The 17,976-nt window shown below is 63.6% G+C and carries 22 protein-coding genes and 1 pseudogene; 9 read left to right on the plus strand and 14 right to left on the minus strand.

What is annotated here, in order from left to right; translation table 11 throughout:
• The 6 genes from O6P39_RS14490 to O6P39_RS14515 all read right to left on the minus strand — a co-directional run bounded on the left by O6P39_RS14490 (position 1) and on the right by O6P39_RS14515 (position 5,514).
• The gene (locus O6P39_RS14490; RefSeq protein ID WP_275607203.1) at positions 1-777 is read right to left on the minus strand and encodes an ATP-binding cassette domain-containing protein; all 777 of its coding nucleotides are present in this window, start codon (positions 775-777) and stop codon (positions 1-3) included.
• A gap of 5 nt (positions 778-782) precedes the next feature.
• Positions 783-1,520, minus strand: coding sequence for an ABC transporter permease subunit (locus tag O6P39_RS14495; RefSeq protein ID WP_275607204.1), 738 nt, complete (start codon positions 1,518-1,520; stop codon positions 783-785).
• A 13-nt stretch (positions 1,521-1,533) separates the two neighbouring features.
• Positions 1,534-2,238 carry an ABC transporter permease subunit gene (locus O6P39_RS14500; protein ID WP_275607205.1) on the minus strand — a complete coding sequence of 235 codons (705 nt, stop codon included), beginning with the start codon at positions 2,236-2,238 and terminating at the stop codon, positions 1,534-1,536.
• Between the two features lie 114 nt (positions 2,239-2,352).
• Positions 2,353-3,204 carry a transporter substrate-binding domain-containing protein gene (locus O6P39_RS14505; protein WP_275607206.1) on the minus strand — a complete coding sequence of 284 codons (852 nt, stop codon included), beginning with the start codon at positions 3,202-3,204 and terminating at the stop codon, positions 2,353-2,355.
• 146 nt (positions 3,205-3,350) lie between these two features.
• Positions 3,351-4,460: an FAD-binding oxidoreductase gene (locus tag O6P39_RS14510; protein ID WP_275607207.1), complete on the minus strand. Its 1,110-nt coding sequence runs from the start codon at positions 4,458-4,460 to the stop codon at positions 3,351-3,353.
• Entirely contained in the window at positions 4,453-5,514 is a 1,062-nt protein-coding gene (locus O6P39_RS14515; protein ID WP_275607208.1) for an aromatic ring-hydroxylating dioxygenase subunit alpha, read from the minus strand. Before O6P39_RS14515 ends, O6P39_RS14510 begins: the two co-directional genes overlap by 8 nt.
• A gap of 152 nt (positions 5,515-5,666) precedes the next feature.
• Between O6P39_RS14515 and O6P39_RS14520 the strand changes: the two genes are divergently transcribed.
• Entirely contained in the window at positions 5,667-6,605 is a 939-nt protein-coding gene (locus O6P39_RS14520; protein ID WP_275607209.1) for a LysR substrate-binding domain-containing protein, read from the plus strand.
• A 161-nt stretch (positions 6,606-6,766) separates the two neighbouring features.
• Here the strand turns inward: O6P39_RS14520 and O6P39_RS14525 are convergent, their stop codons facing one another.
• Positions 6,767-6,952 (minus strand): hypothetical protein, encoded by a 186-nt coding sequence (locus O6P39_RS14525; RefSeq protein ID WP_275607210.1) that lies wholly within the window; start codon positions 6,950-6,952, stop codon positions 6,767-6,769.
• Positions 6,953-7,040: 88 nt separating this feature from the next.
• Here O6P39_RS14525 and O6P39_RS14530 point away from each other — a divergent pair.
• From O6P39_RS14530 to O6P39_RS14555, 6 genes and pseudogenes are all read left to right on the plus strand, one after another.
• Positions 7,041-7,145: pseudogene (locus O6P39_RS14530) on the plus strand (RidA family protein); the annotation flags it as partial.
• Positions 7,146-7,664: 519 nt separating this feature from the next.
• Entirely contained in the window at positions 7,665-8,210 is a 546-nt protein-coding gene (locus O6P39_RS14535) for a chalcone isomerase family protein (RefSeq protein WP_275607211.1), read from the plus strand.
• Complete coding sequence (locus O6P39_RS14540) at positions 8,207-8,761, plus strand: DUF3833 domain-containing protein (protein WP_275607212.1); 555 nt, start codon at positions 8,207-8,209, stop codon at positions 8,759-8,761. The genes O6P39_RS14535 and O6P39_RS14540 overlap by 4 nt, the downstream gene beginning before the upstream one ends.
• Positions 8,758-9,063, plus strand: a complete 306-nt coding sequence (locus O6P39_RS14545; RefSeq protein WP_275607213.1) for a DUF6482 family protein — start codon at positions 8,758-8,760, stop codon at positions 9,061-9,063. The genes O6P39_RS14540 and O6P39_RS14545 overlap by 4 nt, the downstream gene beginning before the upstream one ends.
• Complete coding sequence (locus O6P39_RS14550) at positions 9,054-10,601, plus strand: cryptochrome/photolyase family protein (RefSeq protein ID WP_275607214.1); 1,548 nt, start codon at positions 9,054-9,056, stop codon at positions 10,599-10,601. The genes O6P39_RS14545 and O6P39_RS14550 overlap by 10 nt, the downstream gene beginning before the upstream one ends.
• Entirely contained in the window at positions 10,598-10,753 is a 156-nt protein-coding gene (locus O6P39_RS14555) for a DUF2256 domain-containing protein (RefSeq protein ID WP_275607215.1), read from the plus strand. Before O6P39_RS14550 ends, O6P39_RS14555 begins: the two co-directional genes overlap by 4 nt.
• Here the strand turns inward: O6P39_RS14555 and O6P39_RS14560 are convergent.
• The 7 genes from O6P39_RS14560 to O6P39_RS14590 all read right to left on the minus strand — a co-directional run bounded on the left by O6P39_RS14560 (position 10,718) and on the right by O6P39_RS14590 (position 16,253).
• Positions 10,718-11,209: a DUF2878 domain-containing protein gene (locus tag O6P39_RS14560; RefSeq protein ID WP_275607216.1), complete on the minus strand. Its 492-nt coding sequence runs from the start codon at positions 11,207-11,209 to the stop codon at positions 10,718-10,720. The genes O6P39_RS14555 and O6P39_RS14560 overlap by 36 nt on opposite strands.
• Positions 11,209-12,477 carry a cyclopropane-fatty-acyl-phospholipid synthase family protein gene (locus O6P39_RS14565; protein ID WP_275607217.1) on the minus strand — a complete coding sequence of 423 codons (1,269 nt, stop codon included), beginning with the start codon at positions 12,475-12,477 and terminating at the stop codon, positions 11,209-11,211. The genes O6P39_RS14560 and O6P39_RS14565 overlap by 1 nt, the downstream gene beginning before the upstream one ends.
• A complete protein-coding gene (locus tag O6P39_RS14570) occupies positions 12,449-13,264 on the minus strand; it encodes a DUF1365 domain-containing protein (protein WP_275607218.1) in 816 nt (271 codons plus the stop codon). Before O6P39_RS14570 ends, O6P39_RS14565 begins: the two co-directional genes overlap by 29 nt.
• The gene (locus tag O6P39_RS14575) at positions 13,261-14,508 is read right to left on the minus strand and encodes an FAD-dependent oxidoreductase (RefSeq protein ID WP_275607219.1); all 1,248 of its coding nucleotides are present in this window, start codon (positions 14,506-14,508) and stop codon (positions 13,261-13,263) included. Before O6P39_RS14575 ends, O6P39_RS14570 begins: the two co-directional genes overlap by 4 nt.
• Positions 14,509-14,511: 3 nt before the next feature.
• Positions 14,512-15,267 carry an SDR family NAD(P)-dependent oxidoreductase gene (locus O6P39_RS14580; protein ID WP_275607220.1) on the minus strand — a complete coding sequence of 252 codons (756 nt, stop codon included), beginning with the start codon at positions 15,265-15,267 and terminating at the stop codon, positions 14,512-14,514.
• Complete coding sequence (locus O6P39_RS14585) at positions 15,264-15,686, minus strand: nuclear transport factor 2 family protein (protein WP_275607221.1); 423 nt, start codon at positions 15,684-15,686, stop codon at positions 15,264-15,266. Before O6P39_RS14585 ends, O6P39_RS14580 begins: the two co-directional genes overlap by 4 nt.
• Positions 15,687-15,782: 96 nt before the next feature.
• The gene (locus O6P39_RS14590) at positions 15,783-16,253 is read right to left on the minus strand and encodes a PAS domain-containing protein (RefSeq protein ID WP_275607222.1); all 471 of its coding nucleotides are present in this window, start codon (positions 16,251-16,253) and stop codon (positions 15,783-15,785) included.
• Positions 16,254-16,380: 127 nt separating this feature from the next.
• Between O6P39_RS14590 and O6P39_RS14595 the strand changes: the two genes are divergently transcribed.
• Complete coding sequence (locus O6P39_RS14595; protein ID WP_275607223.1) at positions 16,381-17,274, plus strand: MerR family transcriptional regulator; 894 nt, start codon at positions 16,381-16,383, stop codon at positions 17,272-17,274.
• Between the two features lie 229 nt (positions 17,275-17,503).
• Positions 17,504-17,974: a DUF2271 domain-containing protein gene (locus tag O6P39_RS14600; RefSeq protein WP_275607224.1), complete on the plus strand. Its 471-nt coding sequence runs from the start codon at positions 17,504-17,506 to the stop codon at positions 17,972-17,974.
• Positions 17,975-17,976: the final 2 nt, after the last annotated feature.

Consider the following 17,976-nt stretch of genomic DNA (forward strand, 5'->3'; position numbering starts at 1 on the left):
TCAGGCCTGGCTCAGGATGAACCGGCTGAAGCGCTCCGAGCGCTGCTCTCTGAACATCTCGTCCGGCGTACCCTGGGCCTCGATCTGCCCCTGGTTCATGAACACCACACGGTTGGAGACGTTGCGTGCGAAACCCATTTCATGGGTCACCACCAGCATGGTCCGGCCCTCTTCGGCCAGACTGCGCATGACCTTCAGCACCTCGCCGACAAGTTCCGGATCGAGCGCCGAAGTGGGTTCGTCGAACAGGATCACCCGCGGCCGCATTGCCAGGGTGCGGGCAATGGCCACGCGCTGCTGCTGACCGCCGGACAGGAACGCCGGGTAGTGATTGCGCTTGTCCGCCATGCCGACCTTCTCCAGCAGCGTCTCCGCCTCGGCGATGCACTCTGCTCGCGGGCGCTTCTGTACATGTACAGGCCCTTCGATGACGTTCTGCAGCACGGTCATATGCGACCACAGGCCAAAGTTCTGGAACACCATGCCCAGTTCCGGGCGGATGCGGTCGATCTGACGCCGGTCGGCGGGTACCAGCATCTGGTTGCATCCGCGTTTGAGCGCTATCTGCTCGCCAGCGACACGGATCTCCCCCGCGTCGGGGATTTCCAGCAGGTTGATGCAGCGCAGGAAGGTGCTCTTGCCGGAGCCGCTTGAGCCGAGGATCGAAACCACATCGCCTTCGTAGGCGTCCAGCGAGATACCCCTGAGTACCTCGAGGTCGCCGAACGACTTGCGGATATGCTTCACCTGCAGGATCGGATCGTTGCCAGTAGCCATGCCAGTTACCCTCTGCGCACGCCAAGTGCGTAATTTCTTGTTGTAGGACGGGTGGTAGCGGGTGCCTTCGGGGACAGCCAGCGCTCTACCAGCGCCAGTGAGCGGACGATCAGGTAGTTGAGAACCAGGTAGATCAGCGCAGCGCAGAGGAACACCTCCATCGTCCGATAGGTCTCGGAAATGATTCGCTGCGCTACGCCGGAGACTTCGTAGACAGTCACCAGGCTTGCCAGCGAGGTCGCCTTCATCATCAGGATGATTTCCGTCGAATAGGCCGGCAGGCAGTTGCGCAACGCCACCGGGATGATGATCCGTCTCGCCAGAAGCCAACCGGACATCCCCGCTGCGCGTCCAGCCTCGATCTGCTGCGCCGGCACCGTCAGCAGGCCGCCACGGAAGATTTCCGCCATATAGCCAGCAGTGCACAGCGCCAGCGCGATCACCGCGCAGGTGGCCGGCTCGCGCAGCACCGGCCAGAGCAGGCTCTGGCGCACTGCCGGGAACTGGCTGAGTCCGTAATAGAGCAGAAACATCTGGATCAGCAGCGGCGAGCCGCGAAACAGGAAGATGTAGCCACGCGCGAGGTGCCGCAGCACGGCGAACTCGCATACACGCGCCCAGACCACCAGCATCGCCAGCAGCGTACCGAGGGTGACCGAAGCGACGAACAGCACCAGCGTGGTGGGCAAGGCCTGCAGCAGTTGCAGCAGGGTGTCGCAGAGGAAAGCGAAATCGATGGACATGGCCCGCTCCTATTCAGCTGCGGCGGAAAGTTCTGCCGACTCGCAGCTCAGCTCGCGAGAAGACCAGGTTGGAAAGCGCGGTGAGCATCAGGTACAGCGCGCAGCCACTCAGGAAGAACAGTACGAACTGCCCGGTGGACGAGGCCGCCACCCGACTCGCACGCATCAACTCGACCAACCCGGTGACGGAGATCAGCGCCGAATCCTTCAGGCTGATCTGCCAGACCCCGCCAATACCTGGCAGCGCAAAGCGCAGGATCTGCGGCACGATGATCCGCCGGAAGCGCAGCAGGGTCGGCATGCCGATCGCTCTGGCCGCCTCCAGTTCGCTGCGCGACACCGCCTGGAAGGCACCGCGATAGACCTCGGCCTGGTAGGCCCCGGACACCACGCCAACCGCCAGCGCACCGACCAGGAAGGCGGGCATGCTGATGAAGCCGCTGGTGCCGAACAACCGGCCGACGCTGCTCACCAGCGCCGAGCCGCCGTAGTAGAAGAGGTAGATCACCAGAAGCTCCGGCACACCACGGAACACCGTGGTGTAGGCATTGCCAAGCATGCGCAGCAGACTGCTGTGGTGCAGCTTCGCCGCGGCCACCAGCGCACCGAGCACGGCGCCGACCAGTAACGCACCCAGCGTCACCAGCACCGTCATGAGCGCGGCCATGAGCAGCACACTGCCCCAGCCTTTCTCGCCAAAACCAATCAAATCGATCACGTGTACACCCACCGAGAACTGCGTCAGGAGAGCGGCCGGCATGCGCGGCCGCGGGAGTACCCACTCCATCGGCGCGGCGCCCTGCGTGATGGCGTCCGCCGATGGATCACCCGGTCACTGGCTGGGTGGCGTGAAGTCGTGATGGAACCACTTCGTGCTCAGGCGATTGATCGTGCCGTCGGCAATCATCGACTCGATTGCCGCATCCAGCTTGGCCTTGAGCTCCGGCTCGCCCTTGCGGATGCCGAAGGCTTCGCCCTCGCCCCAAATCGGCCCGTTGATCGCCGGGCCAACCAGCGTGAGCCCGCTGTCCGTGGCCCGCTGCATTTCTCCGGCGAGGAACCCGAGATCCTCGAACACCAGGTCTACCCGCCCGTTCTTCAGATCCATCAGCGGCTCCGGCGGCGTCTTGTAGTCACGGATGGTCGCCACCTGGCCGAACTGGTCGTGGATGAATTTGCTGTACACGGTGCCGGAGACGATGCCGATCAGCTTGCCCTTGAGCTTGCCGCGCAATTCCTCGACGGCGGGCGTATCCAGTTCGGGATTGCCGCGCAGGTGCAGGGTCCCCTTGCCCAAGTCGATGCCGCTGGACTGCAGGGCGATGAAGGTGGCCGGAGCCTTGGTGTAGGGGCGGGAGAAATCGATGACCTTCTTGCGCGTCTCGCTGATCGCCAGAGCGTCCATCACCACGTCGAATTTTCCGGCCTGCAGACCGGGGATCAGGCCGTCCCAGTCCTGGGCGACGATTTTGCATTGGAGCTGCATGCGCTCGCAGAGCACCTTGGCCATTTCCGGCTCGAAGCCATCGAAGCTGCCATCCGGCAGCGTGCGGTTCCAGGGCTCGTAGACCCCTTCGGTAGCGATCTGGATGCTGTCCAGTTCCTTGGCCAGGGGGCTCAGCGAGTAACTAGCGAACATCATCAACAACGAGCAGGCTGCGAATCCGACTTTCTTGTTTTTCATTTTTGTATTCTCCGATGCGAATCCGGTGAGGGTCGTAAAGGGCACGCGCGGCAAGGCAAATCACAGGTCGGTTGTTGCATGGGCAATGGTCGAGTCGATAGGCGCTCCATCCATACAAGGTCGATTTTCGGTCGGCACCGCCGACATCACTTCTTCAGGTCCAGTACCACCGGGGCGGTCGGCCTTGCGCAGCACAGCAGGACCTGTCCCGGTTCGGGGGCCTCCAGCGGCGCTTCGCTGTACTCGACGCTGCCGCTGAGCAGGGGCGTCAGGCATGAATTACACAGCCCGGCCCGGCAACTGAAGGGCGGCGCGAAGCCCGCCTGCTCGGCGAACTCCAGCAGCGATGGACAGGACGCATCCCAGGCAACGGATCGGCCGGAGGGCTCGAAGCGCACCGTCAATTCGCCATCGAGCAGTGGCTGCGGCTTCACAGGCGCTGGCGCGGTTGGTGCTTCGTCGGCCTCGAGAATGGTCGCCGGACCGAAGAATTCGTAGCGAATCCTCGCCCTGTCGACGCCCAGGCCGCGCAGCAGGCGCCAGTTCGCCTGCATGAACGGGCGAGGCCCGCACAGGTAGACGTCGTAGTCGTCCAGCGGAAGCAATGCCTGCAGGGTCTCTCTGCTGACCAGCCCGCAGCTATGGTGATGGCCGCGCTCCAGGTCCTCCGCCGTCGGCACGCGATAGCAGAAGTGCACGACGATCCCGGCACGCGTCGATGCCAACTCCAGCACCTCTTCGCGCAGCGCGTGGACGGCGCCATTCTCACAGGCGTGGATGAAGTACACCGGACGCGCCGATCGGGTCGCCAGGCGATGCAGCATGCTCACCATCGGCGTCAGCCCCACACCACCGCTGAACAGCAGGACCGGCCGCTCGCTGCTCTCGTCGAGGACAAACTCACCGGACGGTCCGGCGATATCCAGCTCTCCGCCGATCTCCACCGCATGGTGCAGGAAGCTGGAGCCAATACCCGCCGGCAGGTCGGGAAGATGCGCAGGGGGCAGTTCGTGCTTCACCGAGATACGCAATTGCGAATGGTCATCCGGGTCACCGGACAAACTGTAGGCCCGCAGGACCTCCGGACCGCCCGGTTGTGGAATCCGCACCATGATGAATTGTCCCGGGCGGAACTCCACATGCGCGTCGTTCATCGCGGGCCTGAGCACGAACGAGGTGATCGACGCGCTCTCCCGTACCTTCCCGGTCACCTGGAAGCGCGCGAAACCCTTCGCGGCGGGAGTCGGCTCACGCATGGACTGTGACCTCGTCGACTTTGCGCAGGCCAACGGCCTCCTGCTCCTCACGGATCAGTCGCTCGATGCCTCGGCGGAAACGCAGCGGGCCGGAGTCGATGGCCAGGTCGATGTTCGGCGTCTGGCGGTTCTTCATCCCGGCATGCACGGCGGCGAGCACCAGACGGTCTTCCTCGAAGGCACGGCGCACGTCGGCGGCGAACCGGCGGGACACGTCCTCGTCGTCAGCGTCGAAGTTGCGCAACTGGAACCAGTAATAGCGGGTGCGATTCTCGTCGACCGGCGTCATGAAGTTGTACGAATCCATCAGGAACGCCTGCTCGTGCATCGGCGCCCCTTCGCCACCGCTACCGGCCGGGGTGTGCACGCCCTTGATGATGGCGTGGGACGGATAGCGCACCTCGTAGTACTGCAGCCGGTCGCAGCGGCCCTGGAACTTCAGGTACTGCCGATAGAACGGCGCCACTTCAATGTCATGCAGCCAGCGTGACACCACCACACCGTTGTCGTTGACCCGGGTTTGCAGCGGCTCCGATTCGCAAGCCGAGGTACCGAAGGTACTCTGGTGTACCCAGGCGACATGGGAGGGATCGAGCAGGTTGTCGGTCATGTACAGGTAGTTGCACTCGACGGTCATCGAGTCGCCACGATTGACGCCCCAGTTCGGATCGTCCCACTCCGGGATATCGAGCAGCTTGGCCGGATCGGCCAACTGCGGATCGCCCATCCACAGCCAGACCAGGCCGTAGCGCTCCTCCACTGGATAGCTGCGAACCTGCGCGGCCTGCGGCACCCGCGGCACGCAACTGGCCTTCACGCAGGCGCCGGAGCAGTCGAACGTCAGTCCATGGTAACCACACTCGACCAGATCACCCTGCAGGCGCCCCATGGACAACGGCAGTTTGCGGTGCGGGCAGGCGTCTTCCAGAGCGACGACAGTGCCGTCGGCCTTGCGATAGAGAACGACGGGCTCACCCAGCAGAATGGTCGCGTGCAGGGCCTGTTTCACTTCACTGTCCCAGGCGGCTGCGTACCAGGCGTTTTTCAGGAACATGTCTCATGGCTCCTCTTGTTGTTATTCGAAGCGAGCTTCTTGAGGGAGAGCGTAGGAGCGTGAGACCCAAAAGAATAGATATCCTTTCCTGTTGCTTATTTAAGATTTTCTAAAATATAAATGGCGCGATTCTTGAGCCCTCAGGAGCCACCATGAGCCACCTCCCCCCTTTGCGCGCACTGGAGATATTCGAGGCCGTCGGCCTCTGTGGCAGCATTTCCCAGGCCGCCAAGCGCCTGGGGATTTCCGCCGGCGCGGTCAGCCAGCAGATGAAGTTGCTGGAAGACGCTGTCGGTATCAGCCTCACGGTCAAGGATGGTCAGCGCCTGCGCCTCAACGCGGTTGGCCAGCGCTTTCACGAAGGCTGCAATCAGGCCTTCGAGCGACTGCGGGCCGCGACAGCAGAGTTGGAGCGCGCGAAGAACGCCAACAATCTCTACGTCAGCGCCCTGCCTTCGCTGCTGTCCAAATGGCTCGCGCCGCTGGTGACCGAGTGGCAGAGGGAGTTTCCGGCACTGAGCGTCTACCTCGACGGCACCCACACCGAGCCGTCTCAGTCCGAGGCTAATGGCGCGGACTTTCGCATCAGCTATGGCGAAGGCATCCACGATGACCAGCACACCATCGAACTCTTTCGCGATTGCGTGGTACCCGCATGCAGCCCTGCCCTGCTTGCGACCGCGGTGCCGCCGGAAGCTGCCGGTAGCCTGCTCGAGTATCCGCTGCTAACCATCGACTGGCGCCCCAGGTTCGACTCGCCACCCTCATGGGCGGAGTGGTTCGCGTTGAATGGCGTGCATGGCGCATCCATCAGCAACAGCAGGGTCTACTCGCTTTCATCCATGGCCATCGAGGCGGCCATCCAGGGGCAGGGTCTGGTGCTGGCCCAGTACTCGATGATCAGCGGGGATCTGGCGCGCGGCCAGCTGATCGTTCCATGCCTTCGCGCCCTGCCAATGCCTGCGTCGTACTATCTGACCTGGAACCGGAACAATTTCCACAAGGCACAATGCCGGGACTTCCAGCGCTGGCTGATCGCACGCGGACAGGACCAGCAACGCATGACGAACGAACTGCTGGGTTCTGCCTGAGAGCGCAGCAACTCCAGGGCCTGGCCATGAGCGCCCATAAAAACAGCGAGGTATTCTCCAGAGGCCGCATCGGTCATCAGGGCAGAGCGAAAATTGGCAGACTATGGTCCGTAATCAGCACACGAACCATAGTCCGCTATCGGCCAGGAGCGGGCACTCCGTCATTCCGAGTTCAGGAGCAGTTCACCTTGTCGTAGGTGACACAAGCCTTCGCTCGTTGTGGAGAGGCTGAGTGTGCTGTTGCGCCGCAGCGCATGCCAGCAGTGTCGCTTGGCGAGCATCACGCTTAGCGTCACGAGCAGCGTGAGCCCAAGATGCAGATCGCGGGTCAGAGCAGCGATAGTCATGTCGGAAGTCGTGAGCACGCGGTGAATCCAAATCGCGGGTAATGTCTATGGTTCACCTCTGGCAGGCGAACCATAGTGCGGTGCGCTCGATGCCTGGGTACCGGCCGGCCACGCACCGGCGCGCGCTTGTGGCGAAGCCAAGCTGGCCGACCCGAGCCTGCTGGTCGAAGTCATCGCCTGCGCGGCGCGCTGACCGGACTGGGCTGTCCGATCAATGGCGTCCACCGCCCCAGCCACTGGCCGTGCTCGCCGCTGGGCAGCTTGTCGGCAAGTAATTCCGGCAGCCCCGCGTGGGCAAGAACAATAGGTTGCCCGTCACTGCTCAGGAAACTGAATCGCTGCGCTTGCCTTCGGCGCCTTTTCCAGGGGGGGTGGCTGGGTTCGTCCGCGCACGGCAGCAACGGTACGGCAGCAGCCGCTCACCAGAGTCGGGAGTCGGCCGGAAACGACTCCTTCGGATCAAACCGGAAAGGCAGGCGTTGTCTGGGCACGACTGACACCTCTCAAGAAAGGAACCAGGTTCAATTTCGCACCCGCATACCGGTTCGCCGCGAATAAAGCGATCCAGGTGAGTCTCGCAACCGAATGTCACCCACTGCCAAGCTCCACGCAGAGTGTCTCAGTGGCCTGTGAAGAACCATGCCTCGCCAATAATCTGTACATTTCAATATTTTTGTACAAGTATTAGCAAAACAGACGATGAGCTGCCCCCATGCGCCAGTCACTTCTCTCGCGTGCAATTGTCCTGAGCATGGCGCTGTGGTGTGGCATCTGGAGCGCACCTGGATGCGCGGAATGGCAGCAGGATCTGCCAGGCGCGGTGCAGATCGGGCAAGGGCAGTTCACCTGGTTCGGCGTTCCGGTCTATCACGCGAGCCTCTGGAGTACGGCCAAGCCGGCCGGATGGGAACACCCCTTCGCGCTGGAACTGGTCTATCGGCGAGACCTGTCGCGGGACACGCTGGTGCAAAGCAGCATCGATGAAATGCGCCGTCTGGGTACCAACGACGAGGGCCTGCTGACACGCTGGGCCGGCGAGATGCGCAGGGCCTTTGTCGATGTGCGCGCCGGACAAAGGATCACCGGTGTCTACCGGCCGGGCCAGGGCTGCAGCTTCTACGTCGATGGAGCGTTTCGGCACGTGGTGGCTGATAGCGCATTCGCCCGGGCGTTCTTTTCGATCTGGCTGGACCGGCGTACGCGCAATCCTGAACTGCGCCGGGAGTTGCTGGGCCTGAACGGAGTGGATGAACCATGAATCTGAACTTCCGCTTGCTCCTGCTTTCGTGCGCCCTCCTGCTGGGCAGTTGCGGCAACGTCGGGGTCGAGAGATATGCCGCGCAGCGTCCCGTGCTGGACCTGCCAGCATTCTTCTCCGGCCCGGTGCAGGCCTGGGGCATTTTCCAGAAGCCCTCCGGCGAAGTAGTCAAGCGTTTCAAGGTGGATATCACCAGCCGCCGTGAGGGCGAGCGGCTGATCCTCGACGAGCGCTTCCTGTATAGCGATGGCACCCGCCAGCAGCGGGTCTGGACCTTGACGCCAGAAGGACACGGACGCTGGCGGGGGCGCGCCGCCGATGTCGTCGGCGACGCGTCCGGGGAAATCGCCGGCAATGCCCTGCGCTGGCGCTATCGCCTGAACCTGGAGGTGGATGGCCGGACCTGGGAGGTGAGCTTCGACGACTGGATGTACCTCATGGACGAAGACACCCTGATCAATCGCTCGAGCATGAGCAAGTTGGGCTTCGAGCTCGGCCAGGTGACGCTGTTCTTCCGCCGCCAGGCTGACGCACTGGGGAGCATCGAATGACGTTGCAGGAACTCCATGAGGCCGCGGCGGCCGGTCGGGTCGAAGGCCTCGACGTCGTATCCCTGGAAGGCGGCATTTACATCGTCCAGGTGCGTCAGGCCAACGGCCTGAAACGACTCTGCGACGAAAGCGGACAGGTACTGCACCTGCGCTCCACTACCCAGGTCCGCACCTTGCTGGCCGGGCTTGGACCGCTTCCCTGCGAACTGATCCAGCACTGTGTCCACGACGAGATGGGTGCCGCCCGAGAAACGAGCGTACAGCCCCTGCGCATCCCGCTCTCCCTGGAGCCATGGTCGTGACGCACAAGACACGGCGGCTGGGGCTGCTGCTGGGCGACCAGCTCAGCTTCGATCTGTCGCTGTTCGATGCCCTGGACCCAGCCTTGGACGCGATCCTCATGGCGGAGGTGAATGAGGAGGCACGCTACGTGCCCCATCACCCGCAGAAGATCATGCTGATCTTCAGCGCCATGCGTCACTTCGCCCAGGCATTGCAGGAGCGCGGCTGGCGAGTGATCTACACCAGGCTGGACGATGCCGACAACAGCGGCAGCATCGCCGGCGAAGTGCTCCGTTGGCATGCCATCCTGGGTGAACCGGCCGTGCACTTCACCGAATGCGGCGAGTGGCGGCTGGAGCAGGCGCTGCGTCAGTGCGGAATACCGCTGACCCGGCATGAAGATCGCCGTTTTCTCTGCTCCCGAGCCGAGTTCGTCCACTGGGCGGGTGATCGCCAGACGCTGCGCATGGAACACTTCTACCGTGAGATGCGCCGGCGCACCGGACTGCTGATGGAGCCCGACGGCCAACCCGTGGGCGGGCACTGGAACCTTGACGCCGACAACCGCAAGCCCCTGCCCCGAGGCATGGCAGGGCCGTTCGCAGCCCGCTTCGGCCAGGACGCCATCACCCGCGAAGTGATGACGCTGGTAGCCGAACATTTCAGCAACCATTACGGTCGCCTCGACCGCTTCGACTACCCGGTGACTCACGGGCAAGCCCAGGAACTCTGGCAGCACTTTCTGGCGTTCGCCTTGCCGGCGTTCGGCGACTATCAGGACGCCATGGCCGAGGGCGAGCCCTATCTCTTCCACGCGCGCATCAGCGCCGCGCTGAACATCGGTTTGCTCGACGTTCGCCAACTCGCGACGGACGTCGAAGACGCCTATCGCCAAGGACAAGCCCCGCTCAACGCCGCGGAGGGATTCATCCGCCAGCTGATCGGTTGGCGCGAATACGTCCGCGGCATCTACTGGTTGCGCATGCCGGATTACGCGGCGCTCAACGGCTTCGGCAATCGCCGGCCGTTGCCCGAGTTCTACTGGACCGGCAAAACTGACATGCGCTGCATGGCCCAGGCGATCGGCCAGACCCTGGAGCTGGGCTACGCGCACCACATCCAGCGGCTGATGGTCACCGGCAATTTCGCCCTGCTGGCTGGCATCGCGCCGGCGGCCATCTGCGACTGGTACCTGGCGGTCTACCTGGACGCCTTCGACTGGGTCGAATTGCCGAACACCCTTGGCATGGTGATGCACGCCGACGGGGGCTACCTCGGATCGAAACCCTACTGCGCGAGCGGCCGCTACATCCAGCGGATGTCCGATCACTGTGGCGCCTGCCGCTACCGGGTGGACAAAGCCACGGAAGACGACGCATGCCCGTTCAATGCGCTCTACTGGCATTTCCTCATGCGGCATCGCGACCAGCTCGGCCGAAACCCTCGCCTGGCCATGCCGTACCGTAACCTGCAGCGCATGGGCGATGAACGCTGCCTCGCCCTCTGGCAACGCGGCGAGGCGCTGCTGGGACGCCTGGATGCGGAGTTGCCGCTATGAAGAAAGGCCATCTGCCGGAAAAGACCTGCGCGGTCTGCGGCCGCCCCTTCACATGGCGGCGACGCTGGGCACGATGCTGGAATGACGTTCGCTATTGCTCCGAGCGCTGCCGGCGCTCACCAGCGAAGCGCCAGCTTCAGCATCAGGGGTAGCCAGACGGCCCAGACCAGCGCCAATACCATCGCCGTGGCGCCGCTGCCCCAGGGCAGGCCGACGCCGGTCAGCGAGGCGCCACTCCAGTAGGCCAGCGGCCCACCCGCCGCGCCCAGCAGGACTCCCCGCCACACGGGGCTCGCGGCCCATGCAAGGCAGTGCCGTAGACCGCTGGCGAACACCAACCAGAGCAACGCCAGCCATGCCGGCAGGATTTCGCCATGAAAATCGAACAGGCCGAGCACACCCAACAGCACATCCAGCAAACAACCGGCCACGCCAACCGTGAGGATTGCCAGGCACTCCCCTGCCCTTTGCCGGCACAGCCAGAGATGCGCAATCAGCCCGGCCGCCACCGCCGCAAGCAAGGCGACATGTTGCGCACCCAGCACGCACCCCCACCACCCCAGCTGTAGCCACAGGGCATTGCCAATCAGCCAGCCGCGGCGGGACATCAGGCTTCCAGGTGATCCACCAGGGCCGCCTTGCGCGCTGCCGGCCCCGCCCAGAGCAGGTGCGCCACGCCAATGGCACGCTCTTCGAAGCCGCCCTGGCAGTAGCACAGGTAGAACTCCCACAGGCGCTGAAAATGCTCGTCGTACCCCAGCTCCAGCAGCTCGGCACGCGACTGACGCAGGTTCTCGCGCCAATGCCGCAGCGTGCGGGCGTAGTCGGCAGCGAAGTCTTCGAGCTGCACGAGGCTGAGCCGCGTGTGGTTCGTGGCAGTCTGCAACAGTACGGTGATCGATGGCAGCGCACCGCCGGGGAAGATGTAGCGCTGGATGAAGTCTACCGAGCGACGAGCCTGCTCGTAGCGCTGGTCGCGGATGGTGATGGCCTGCAGCAGCATCAGCCCGTCGTCCTTGAGCAGCGCCGCGCAGCAACGGAAGTACTCGGGCAGGTAGCGATGGCCCACGGCCTCGATCATTTCGATGGAGACCAGCTTGTCGAAGCGCCCGCGCAGGTCGCGATAGTCCTGAAGTAGGAGTGTGACGCGATCCTCCAGGCCGCAATGACGGATTCGTCGCTCGGCGCAGGCGAACTGTTCCCGGGAAAGCGTCGTCGTCGTCACGCGGCAGCCGTAATGCGTCGCGGCGTAGAGCGCCAGGCTGCCCCAGCCGGTACCGATTTCCAGCAGGTGGTCTTCTGGCCGCAGGTCCAGCTTGCGGCAGATGACATCGAGCTTTTGCAGTTGCGCCTGTTCGAGGCTCTGCTCGGGACTGGAGAACATCGCCGAGGAGTACATCAGGGTGGGGTCGAGCAGGCGCTCGAACAGGTCATTGCCCAGGTCGTAATGGGCCATGATGTTGCGCTGCGAACCGCGCCGGCTGTTACGGTTCAGCCAGTGCAGCAGCCTGAGCGCCGGGCGCCCCAGCCTGGCCAGCCCGCCCTCCAGCGCATCGAGTGCGTCGAGATTGGCGACGAACAGGCGGGTCACCGCCGCCAGGTCCGGACTGCTCCAGTAGCCCTGGATGTAGGCCTCGCCAGCACCGATCGAACCGTTGCAGGCGACCATGCCCCATACCGCCTCGTGCCACACATCGATCACCGCTCGCAACGGACTGAGCCGGTCACCGAAATCCAGCACGGTTTCCCCATGACGCACCTGCAACCATCCCTGGCGCAACAGCCGCAGCCGCCCCATGACTACCTGGCGCAGCAGGCTTCCCGCCAGCGGGGCCGTGATTCCGGCCTTACCGGCGCTCAGTGTGGGGTCGGTCATGGTCGGACTCCTTCTGTACGATGTGCCCGACACTCAGGCAGACGTCGCTTGCCTGGTGCTCATGCACGGGGATGTGTTTGAGCAGCAGGCGCAAGGCCTGCCAGTAGATGGCGGTGACGGTGCGCAGGCTCATCCAGGGGAAAGCCAGCAGATGACGACGTAGCGCGGCGGCGTCGAGTGTCTGGCGTTGCAGGTCGAGGCTGGCCTGGAACATCAATCGCTCCTCATGCCAGTTCTCCATGTGCACGTGCACACGCGACTCCTTGATCAGGAAGCGCATGCGGTATTGCATGTGCCGGGGCAGGAAGGGGGACACGTGAAACGCCTTCGCCACCGTGAACTCCTGCGGTGCGCCGGACGCCACGGCAAACACGTAGTGGAAGCGCTCCCGCCAGGGCGTGTTGCGCACCTCGCAAAGAATGGCGGCCAGACGGCCATCGGCGTCATGACAGAAATAGAAGCTGACCGGGTTGAACCACAGCCCCCAACTGCGCAGTTGGGTCAGCAACTCGATTCGCCCCGTGGGCGCTTCGCCCAGAGCTTCGCGCAACAGACAACGTACCGCCTCCACCAGCGGCAGCCCCTGGCTCGTCCATGCCGGCAGATAATCGCGTTCACCCCAGCTCAGCGGCGCGAACCGGTTAGCCCGCAGCAAAGGCGAGAGCTGCAGCAACTGCGACTGTTCTGCCAGGTCCAGCAGGATCATGCCGACCGGATAGCGAAAGGCGTGCAGCCGCGGCAGCACCCGCCGGTGGCTGACCCAACCACGGCACAAGCTGCTGTTCATAGCCGCTCTCCAAAGTGATCGGCCACTTCCAGTGCGCTGACCACGCCGTCCTCGTGGAAGCCGTTGCCCCAGTAGGCACCGCAGAAGTAGCTGTGGTGACGCCCTTGCAACTCGGCGCGGCGCGCCTGTGCCGCCACGCCCGCCAGGCTGAACTGGGGATGGGCATAGTCGAAGCGCGCCAGCACCTTGGAGGGATCGATCTGCTCACTCTGGTTGAGGCTGACGCAGAAGGTCACTGGCGCCTCGATACCCTGCAGAATGTTCATGTTGTAGGTCAGCGCGGCCGGCGCCTGCGTCGGCCCGCCAAGCCGGTAGTTCCAGCTCGCCCAGGCAAGACGTCGCCTGGGCAGCAGGCGCGTGTCGGTATGCAGGACGACCTCGTTGCTGGCGTAAGTCAGTGCGCCGAGCACATCGCACTCTTGCGGCGTAGGGGAATCCAGCAGGCCCAGGACCTGGTCGCTGTGACAGGCGAACACCACCTTGTCGAAACGTTCGCAGCCGGCGGCACTGAGAATCTCCACCCCCTGCCCGTCCCGCTTGACCCGTTGCACCGGGCAAGACAACCGTATGCTCTGGCGAAAGCTCGCGCTCAAGGGTGCTACGTAGCTCCGTGACCCACCTTCCACCACCCGCCACTGAGGCCGCTCGCTGACGGAAAGCAAACCGTGATTGGCGAAGAAGCGCACGAAGAACTGCAGCGGGAAATCCAGCATGCGCTCCGGCGACATCGACCAGATGGCGGCGCCCATGGGCACGATGTAGTGATCGACGAAGCGGGCGCCGTAGCCATCGGCTCGCAGATAGTCGCCCAGCGTCAACGACGCGGGAATGCGTTGCTCGGCCAGATCCTCGAGGGCCGTGCGATTGAATCGCAGAATATCCCGCAGCATTCCCCAGAAGCCCGGGGACAGCAGATTGCGCCGCTGGGCGAACAGCGTGTTCAGGTCATGGCCGTTGTACTCCAGCCCGCTGGCCGGATCGTGCACCGAGAAGCTCATCTGCGTAGGCCGAGAGGCAACGCCCAGGTGCTCCATCAGCTGGATGAAACGCGGATAGGTCCAATCGTTGTAGACAATGAACCCGGTATCCACGGCGTAACGCCGCCCCTGCCAGTCGACATCGACCGTGTGGGTATGCCCGCCGATCCAGTCGGCAGCTTCGAAGACGGTCAGCTCGTGCTGACGAGCCAGCAGGTAGGCGCAGGTCAGCCCGGAGATGCCGCTACCAATGATCGCAATGCGCATGGTTCAGGCCTCCGCCGGCGGACGCGCCAACCGACGCCCCAGGGCTAGGCGCCAGCGCGCCGGCAGCCGGCCCAGCAGCTTCAGCGCCAGAACGAAGGCAAACGGGAAGACAATCTCCAGTGGACGGGAATCCAGCCTCGACACGATATGTTTGGCGGCACGCCGGGCTGGCCACAGCATCGGCATGGGAAAATCATTACGTCGTGTCAGCGGTGTGTCGACGAAACCAGGGCTGACCAGGGTGAGGTCGATACCCTCCTCTGCCAGATCGATCCGCAACGACTCCACCAGGTACCGCAAGGCCGCCTTGGAGGCACCGTAGGCACCGGCACGCGGCAGGGCCAACCAGGTCACTGCACTGCCGATGATCACCAGATGCGGGCGCTGGCAGTGGCGTAGCAAAGGCAACGCAGCCTCGATGCAATTCGCCGTGCCGATGAGATTGGTCGTGACCACGCGCTGCACCAAGGCGGCGCTGAAGAGCCCAGGTTCCAGGTATTCGCAGGTTCCGGCATTGAAGATGGCGCGGTCCAGAACGCCCCATGCCTGATCGATGGAGCGGGCTGCCAGGGCGACCTGGTCTGCGTCCGCGACATCCGCGGCGACTATCAGCACCTGCCCCGGATAGCGTTGCGCCAAGGTCTCGAGCGATTCCGCCCGGCGCGCCGTCAGCGCCAGATGGTGACCGTCCGCGAGCAACCGATCAGCCATGGCCGCGCCCAAGCCGCTGCTGGCTCCGGTCAGCCAGATGCGGCTCATGCCAGCCTCCGCTTGAGCCAGCCGATGACACCGCCCAATACCGGCAGATGCTCGTAAAGCAGTGCTCCAGCGTCGAAATAATCCCGGTGGTAATCGACCCGCTCACTCCATCGCAGAAAGCTGCAGCCATCCAGGGCGATCAGCCCGCCGCCGGCCAGCCTCGCGTGGCGAAAGTGCAAGGTCCAGCGCAGGTACCCGCTGCCCTGCGCGACTTCGTCAAAACCATGGAAGTCGTAGCGCAGTTCGCGAACATTGACGTAAATCGATTCGAAATAGCGGCGAAGCTCGGCGAGCCCTTCCACCTGGTGCAGAGGATCCTGGAAGCACACATCCTGGCTATAAAGCTCATCCAGCCGGTGCAGGCTCGTGGCATCCAGCGTGGCGAAACGTTCGGCGAAGGGCCGCAGGAACGAAGACATGGGAAGCTCCGATAATTTCTGTACAGATTAAAAATTCTGTACAGGTATAATCGAAGCCTACGGCAAAAATTGTACAAATCAAGGGATCTTGTACAGTTATTTTGGTGCGGAATTGTTCCTTCCCAGGTCGGCGGTAGCCAATTGACGCTTGAGCTCGGCCACCTCAGCCTCCAGTTGCCTGACTCGTTCCAGCGCCGCGACCTCAGTACTGACATCGCGCTGGATGCCGATGAAATAGGTGAGGTGATCCGCCTCGTTGCGCACCGGCGTGATGGAGAGTTCGTTCCAGAACGGCGTGCCATCCTTGCGGAAGTTGCGCAGCACTTCGCGGCAGGGCTGGCCACTGCTTATTGCTTCGCGGATGGCCGCCAGCCCTGGTTGCTGACGCTCGGCTCCCTGGAGGAAGCGGCAATCGCGGTAGAGAATGTCGTCCACGGCATAACCGGTCAGGCGCTCGAAGGCGCGATTGGCATAGATCAGGATGCTGTCATCACCCTCCTGCTCCGCCACCACGACACCGTCGTTGGAGGCTTCGAGCATCAATTGCAGCAGCTTGGCGTTGATCATGGCGGCGTTCCCGTCCGGATTGGAATCATCCGCCTAGGGTAGTCGGCGAGCTTCGCGATGCCCAGCGCGGCCATGAGCGCCGGCGCTGGTTTACAATCTCCGCACCTTCGCCTCCGCTGGCCGCGCCATGAACGACATTCTCGAAACCGACCTGCTGCCCATGCGTGAGATCGTGCGCCTCACCGGCGTCAATCCGGTGACCCTGCGCGCCTGGGAGCGACGCTATGGTCTGGTTAACCCGATACGCACCGAGGGAGGCCACCGCCTTTATACCCGCAGCGACCTGCAGACCATCCAGGACATCCTGCTCTGGTCTGGCCGGGGTATGGCGGTCGGCAAGATCGGCGAGCTCCTCGCCAAATCCAAGCGCCAGGAACCGGAGCAGGCCGGCGACGAACTCCTGCAATGGCGCGAAGCCTTCGAGCGGGCCAGTGCGGCGTTCGACCTGGACGCGCTCGATCGTCTCTACGGCCAAGCCTACAGCCTCTATCCGCTCCTGACCCTGCTGGAGGACATCCTCCTGCCACTGTGGCGCTCCCTCCTGACGCTCAATGCCTTTGGCGCGCGCAGCCAATGGCTGTTTCTCGATGCCTTCCTGCGCGCCCGCGTCCTCATGCGCTTGCAGATGAACCGTCCCAGCGAAGCCTGCGTCCTACTGTCGGACGCCACGGGAAACCTCCGGGAGTTCGAGTTGCTGGCGACGGGACTTCTGCTCAGCGACGATGGAATCCAGGTTCAAACCCTTTCACCGGGCGCGCCGCTGGAGGAATTGCCACTGCTCTGCCAGGCGATCCAGCCGGCTGCCCTGGTGCTCCTGGCCCATGTCGCGCTAGCCGGTGAAGGGCTCAAACGCCTCGAGCGCCTGCAACTGGCGATTGACTGCCCGCTGGCGGTGACCGGCGAGGCTGCACAGCAGATATCGAGCGCGCTGTGCGATGTCCCCCTCGCCAATCTCGGCAGCAGCCCGGCCAGTGCTCGGCAGCGCCTGCGCGCTTTGGTGCAGGGAAAATTGCAGCTCTGAGTCGCCGCCTCTGAATCGCGCGAACCGCAGGCGAATCGGGTGAAGGTCGATACTCACCTGTGTCTTCGAACCAGCGACCCCATGGACCCGGTAATCTACGTATCCCTGACTCACACACCGATGCCAAGCAGATTTACCTGAAGCCTGTCTGAAGTAGTGTCCTCGATCAGTTCAGCTTGATTTAAGCGCAGCGGCTCAATGTGGAATCTCCCTCCAAGGAGACTCCATCATGAAGATCACTGCCGCTTCCCTGGCCGTGGCTGGCGCTCTTGCTGGCCCCGCACTGGCCCAGGCCCGAGAACTGAACCTGAGCACCACCCTTGCCGACTACAGCGGTAACAAGGCCTATCTGGCCATTTACCTGACCGATGCACAGGGCCAGTACCAGCGCACGCTTTGGGTGGCTGGCCGCAAGGCCAAGTATTACAAGCATCTGGGTGACTGGGCCCGCGGTAGCGGCCTGCGTGCGGCCGAGTTCGATGGCCTGAGCGGTGCCAGTGTCGGTAGCGGCGACACCCTGAAGGTTTCGGTGGAGGTGGCCGACAGCCTGATCGACGCCGGGTACCAGATTCGAATCGACAGCGCAGTGGAGGACAAGCGCTCCAACCGCGCCGAACTGAAGGTACCCCTGACCCTCGACGGAGCCGGCAAGGACAATGCCGGTAGCGGCTACATCTCCGCCTTCCGTTACGATCTTTGAGG

This window comes from Pseudomonas sp. PSE14 (assembly GCF_029203285.1).
GTDB lineage: Bacteria > Pseudomonadota > Gammaproteobacteria > Pseudomonadales > Pseudomonadaceae > Pseudomonas.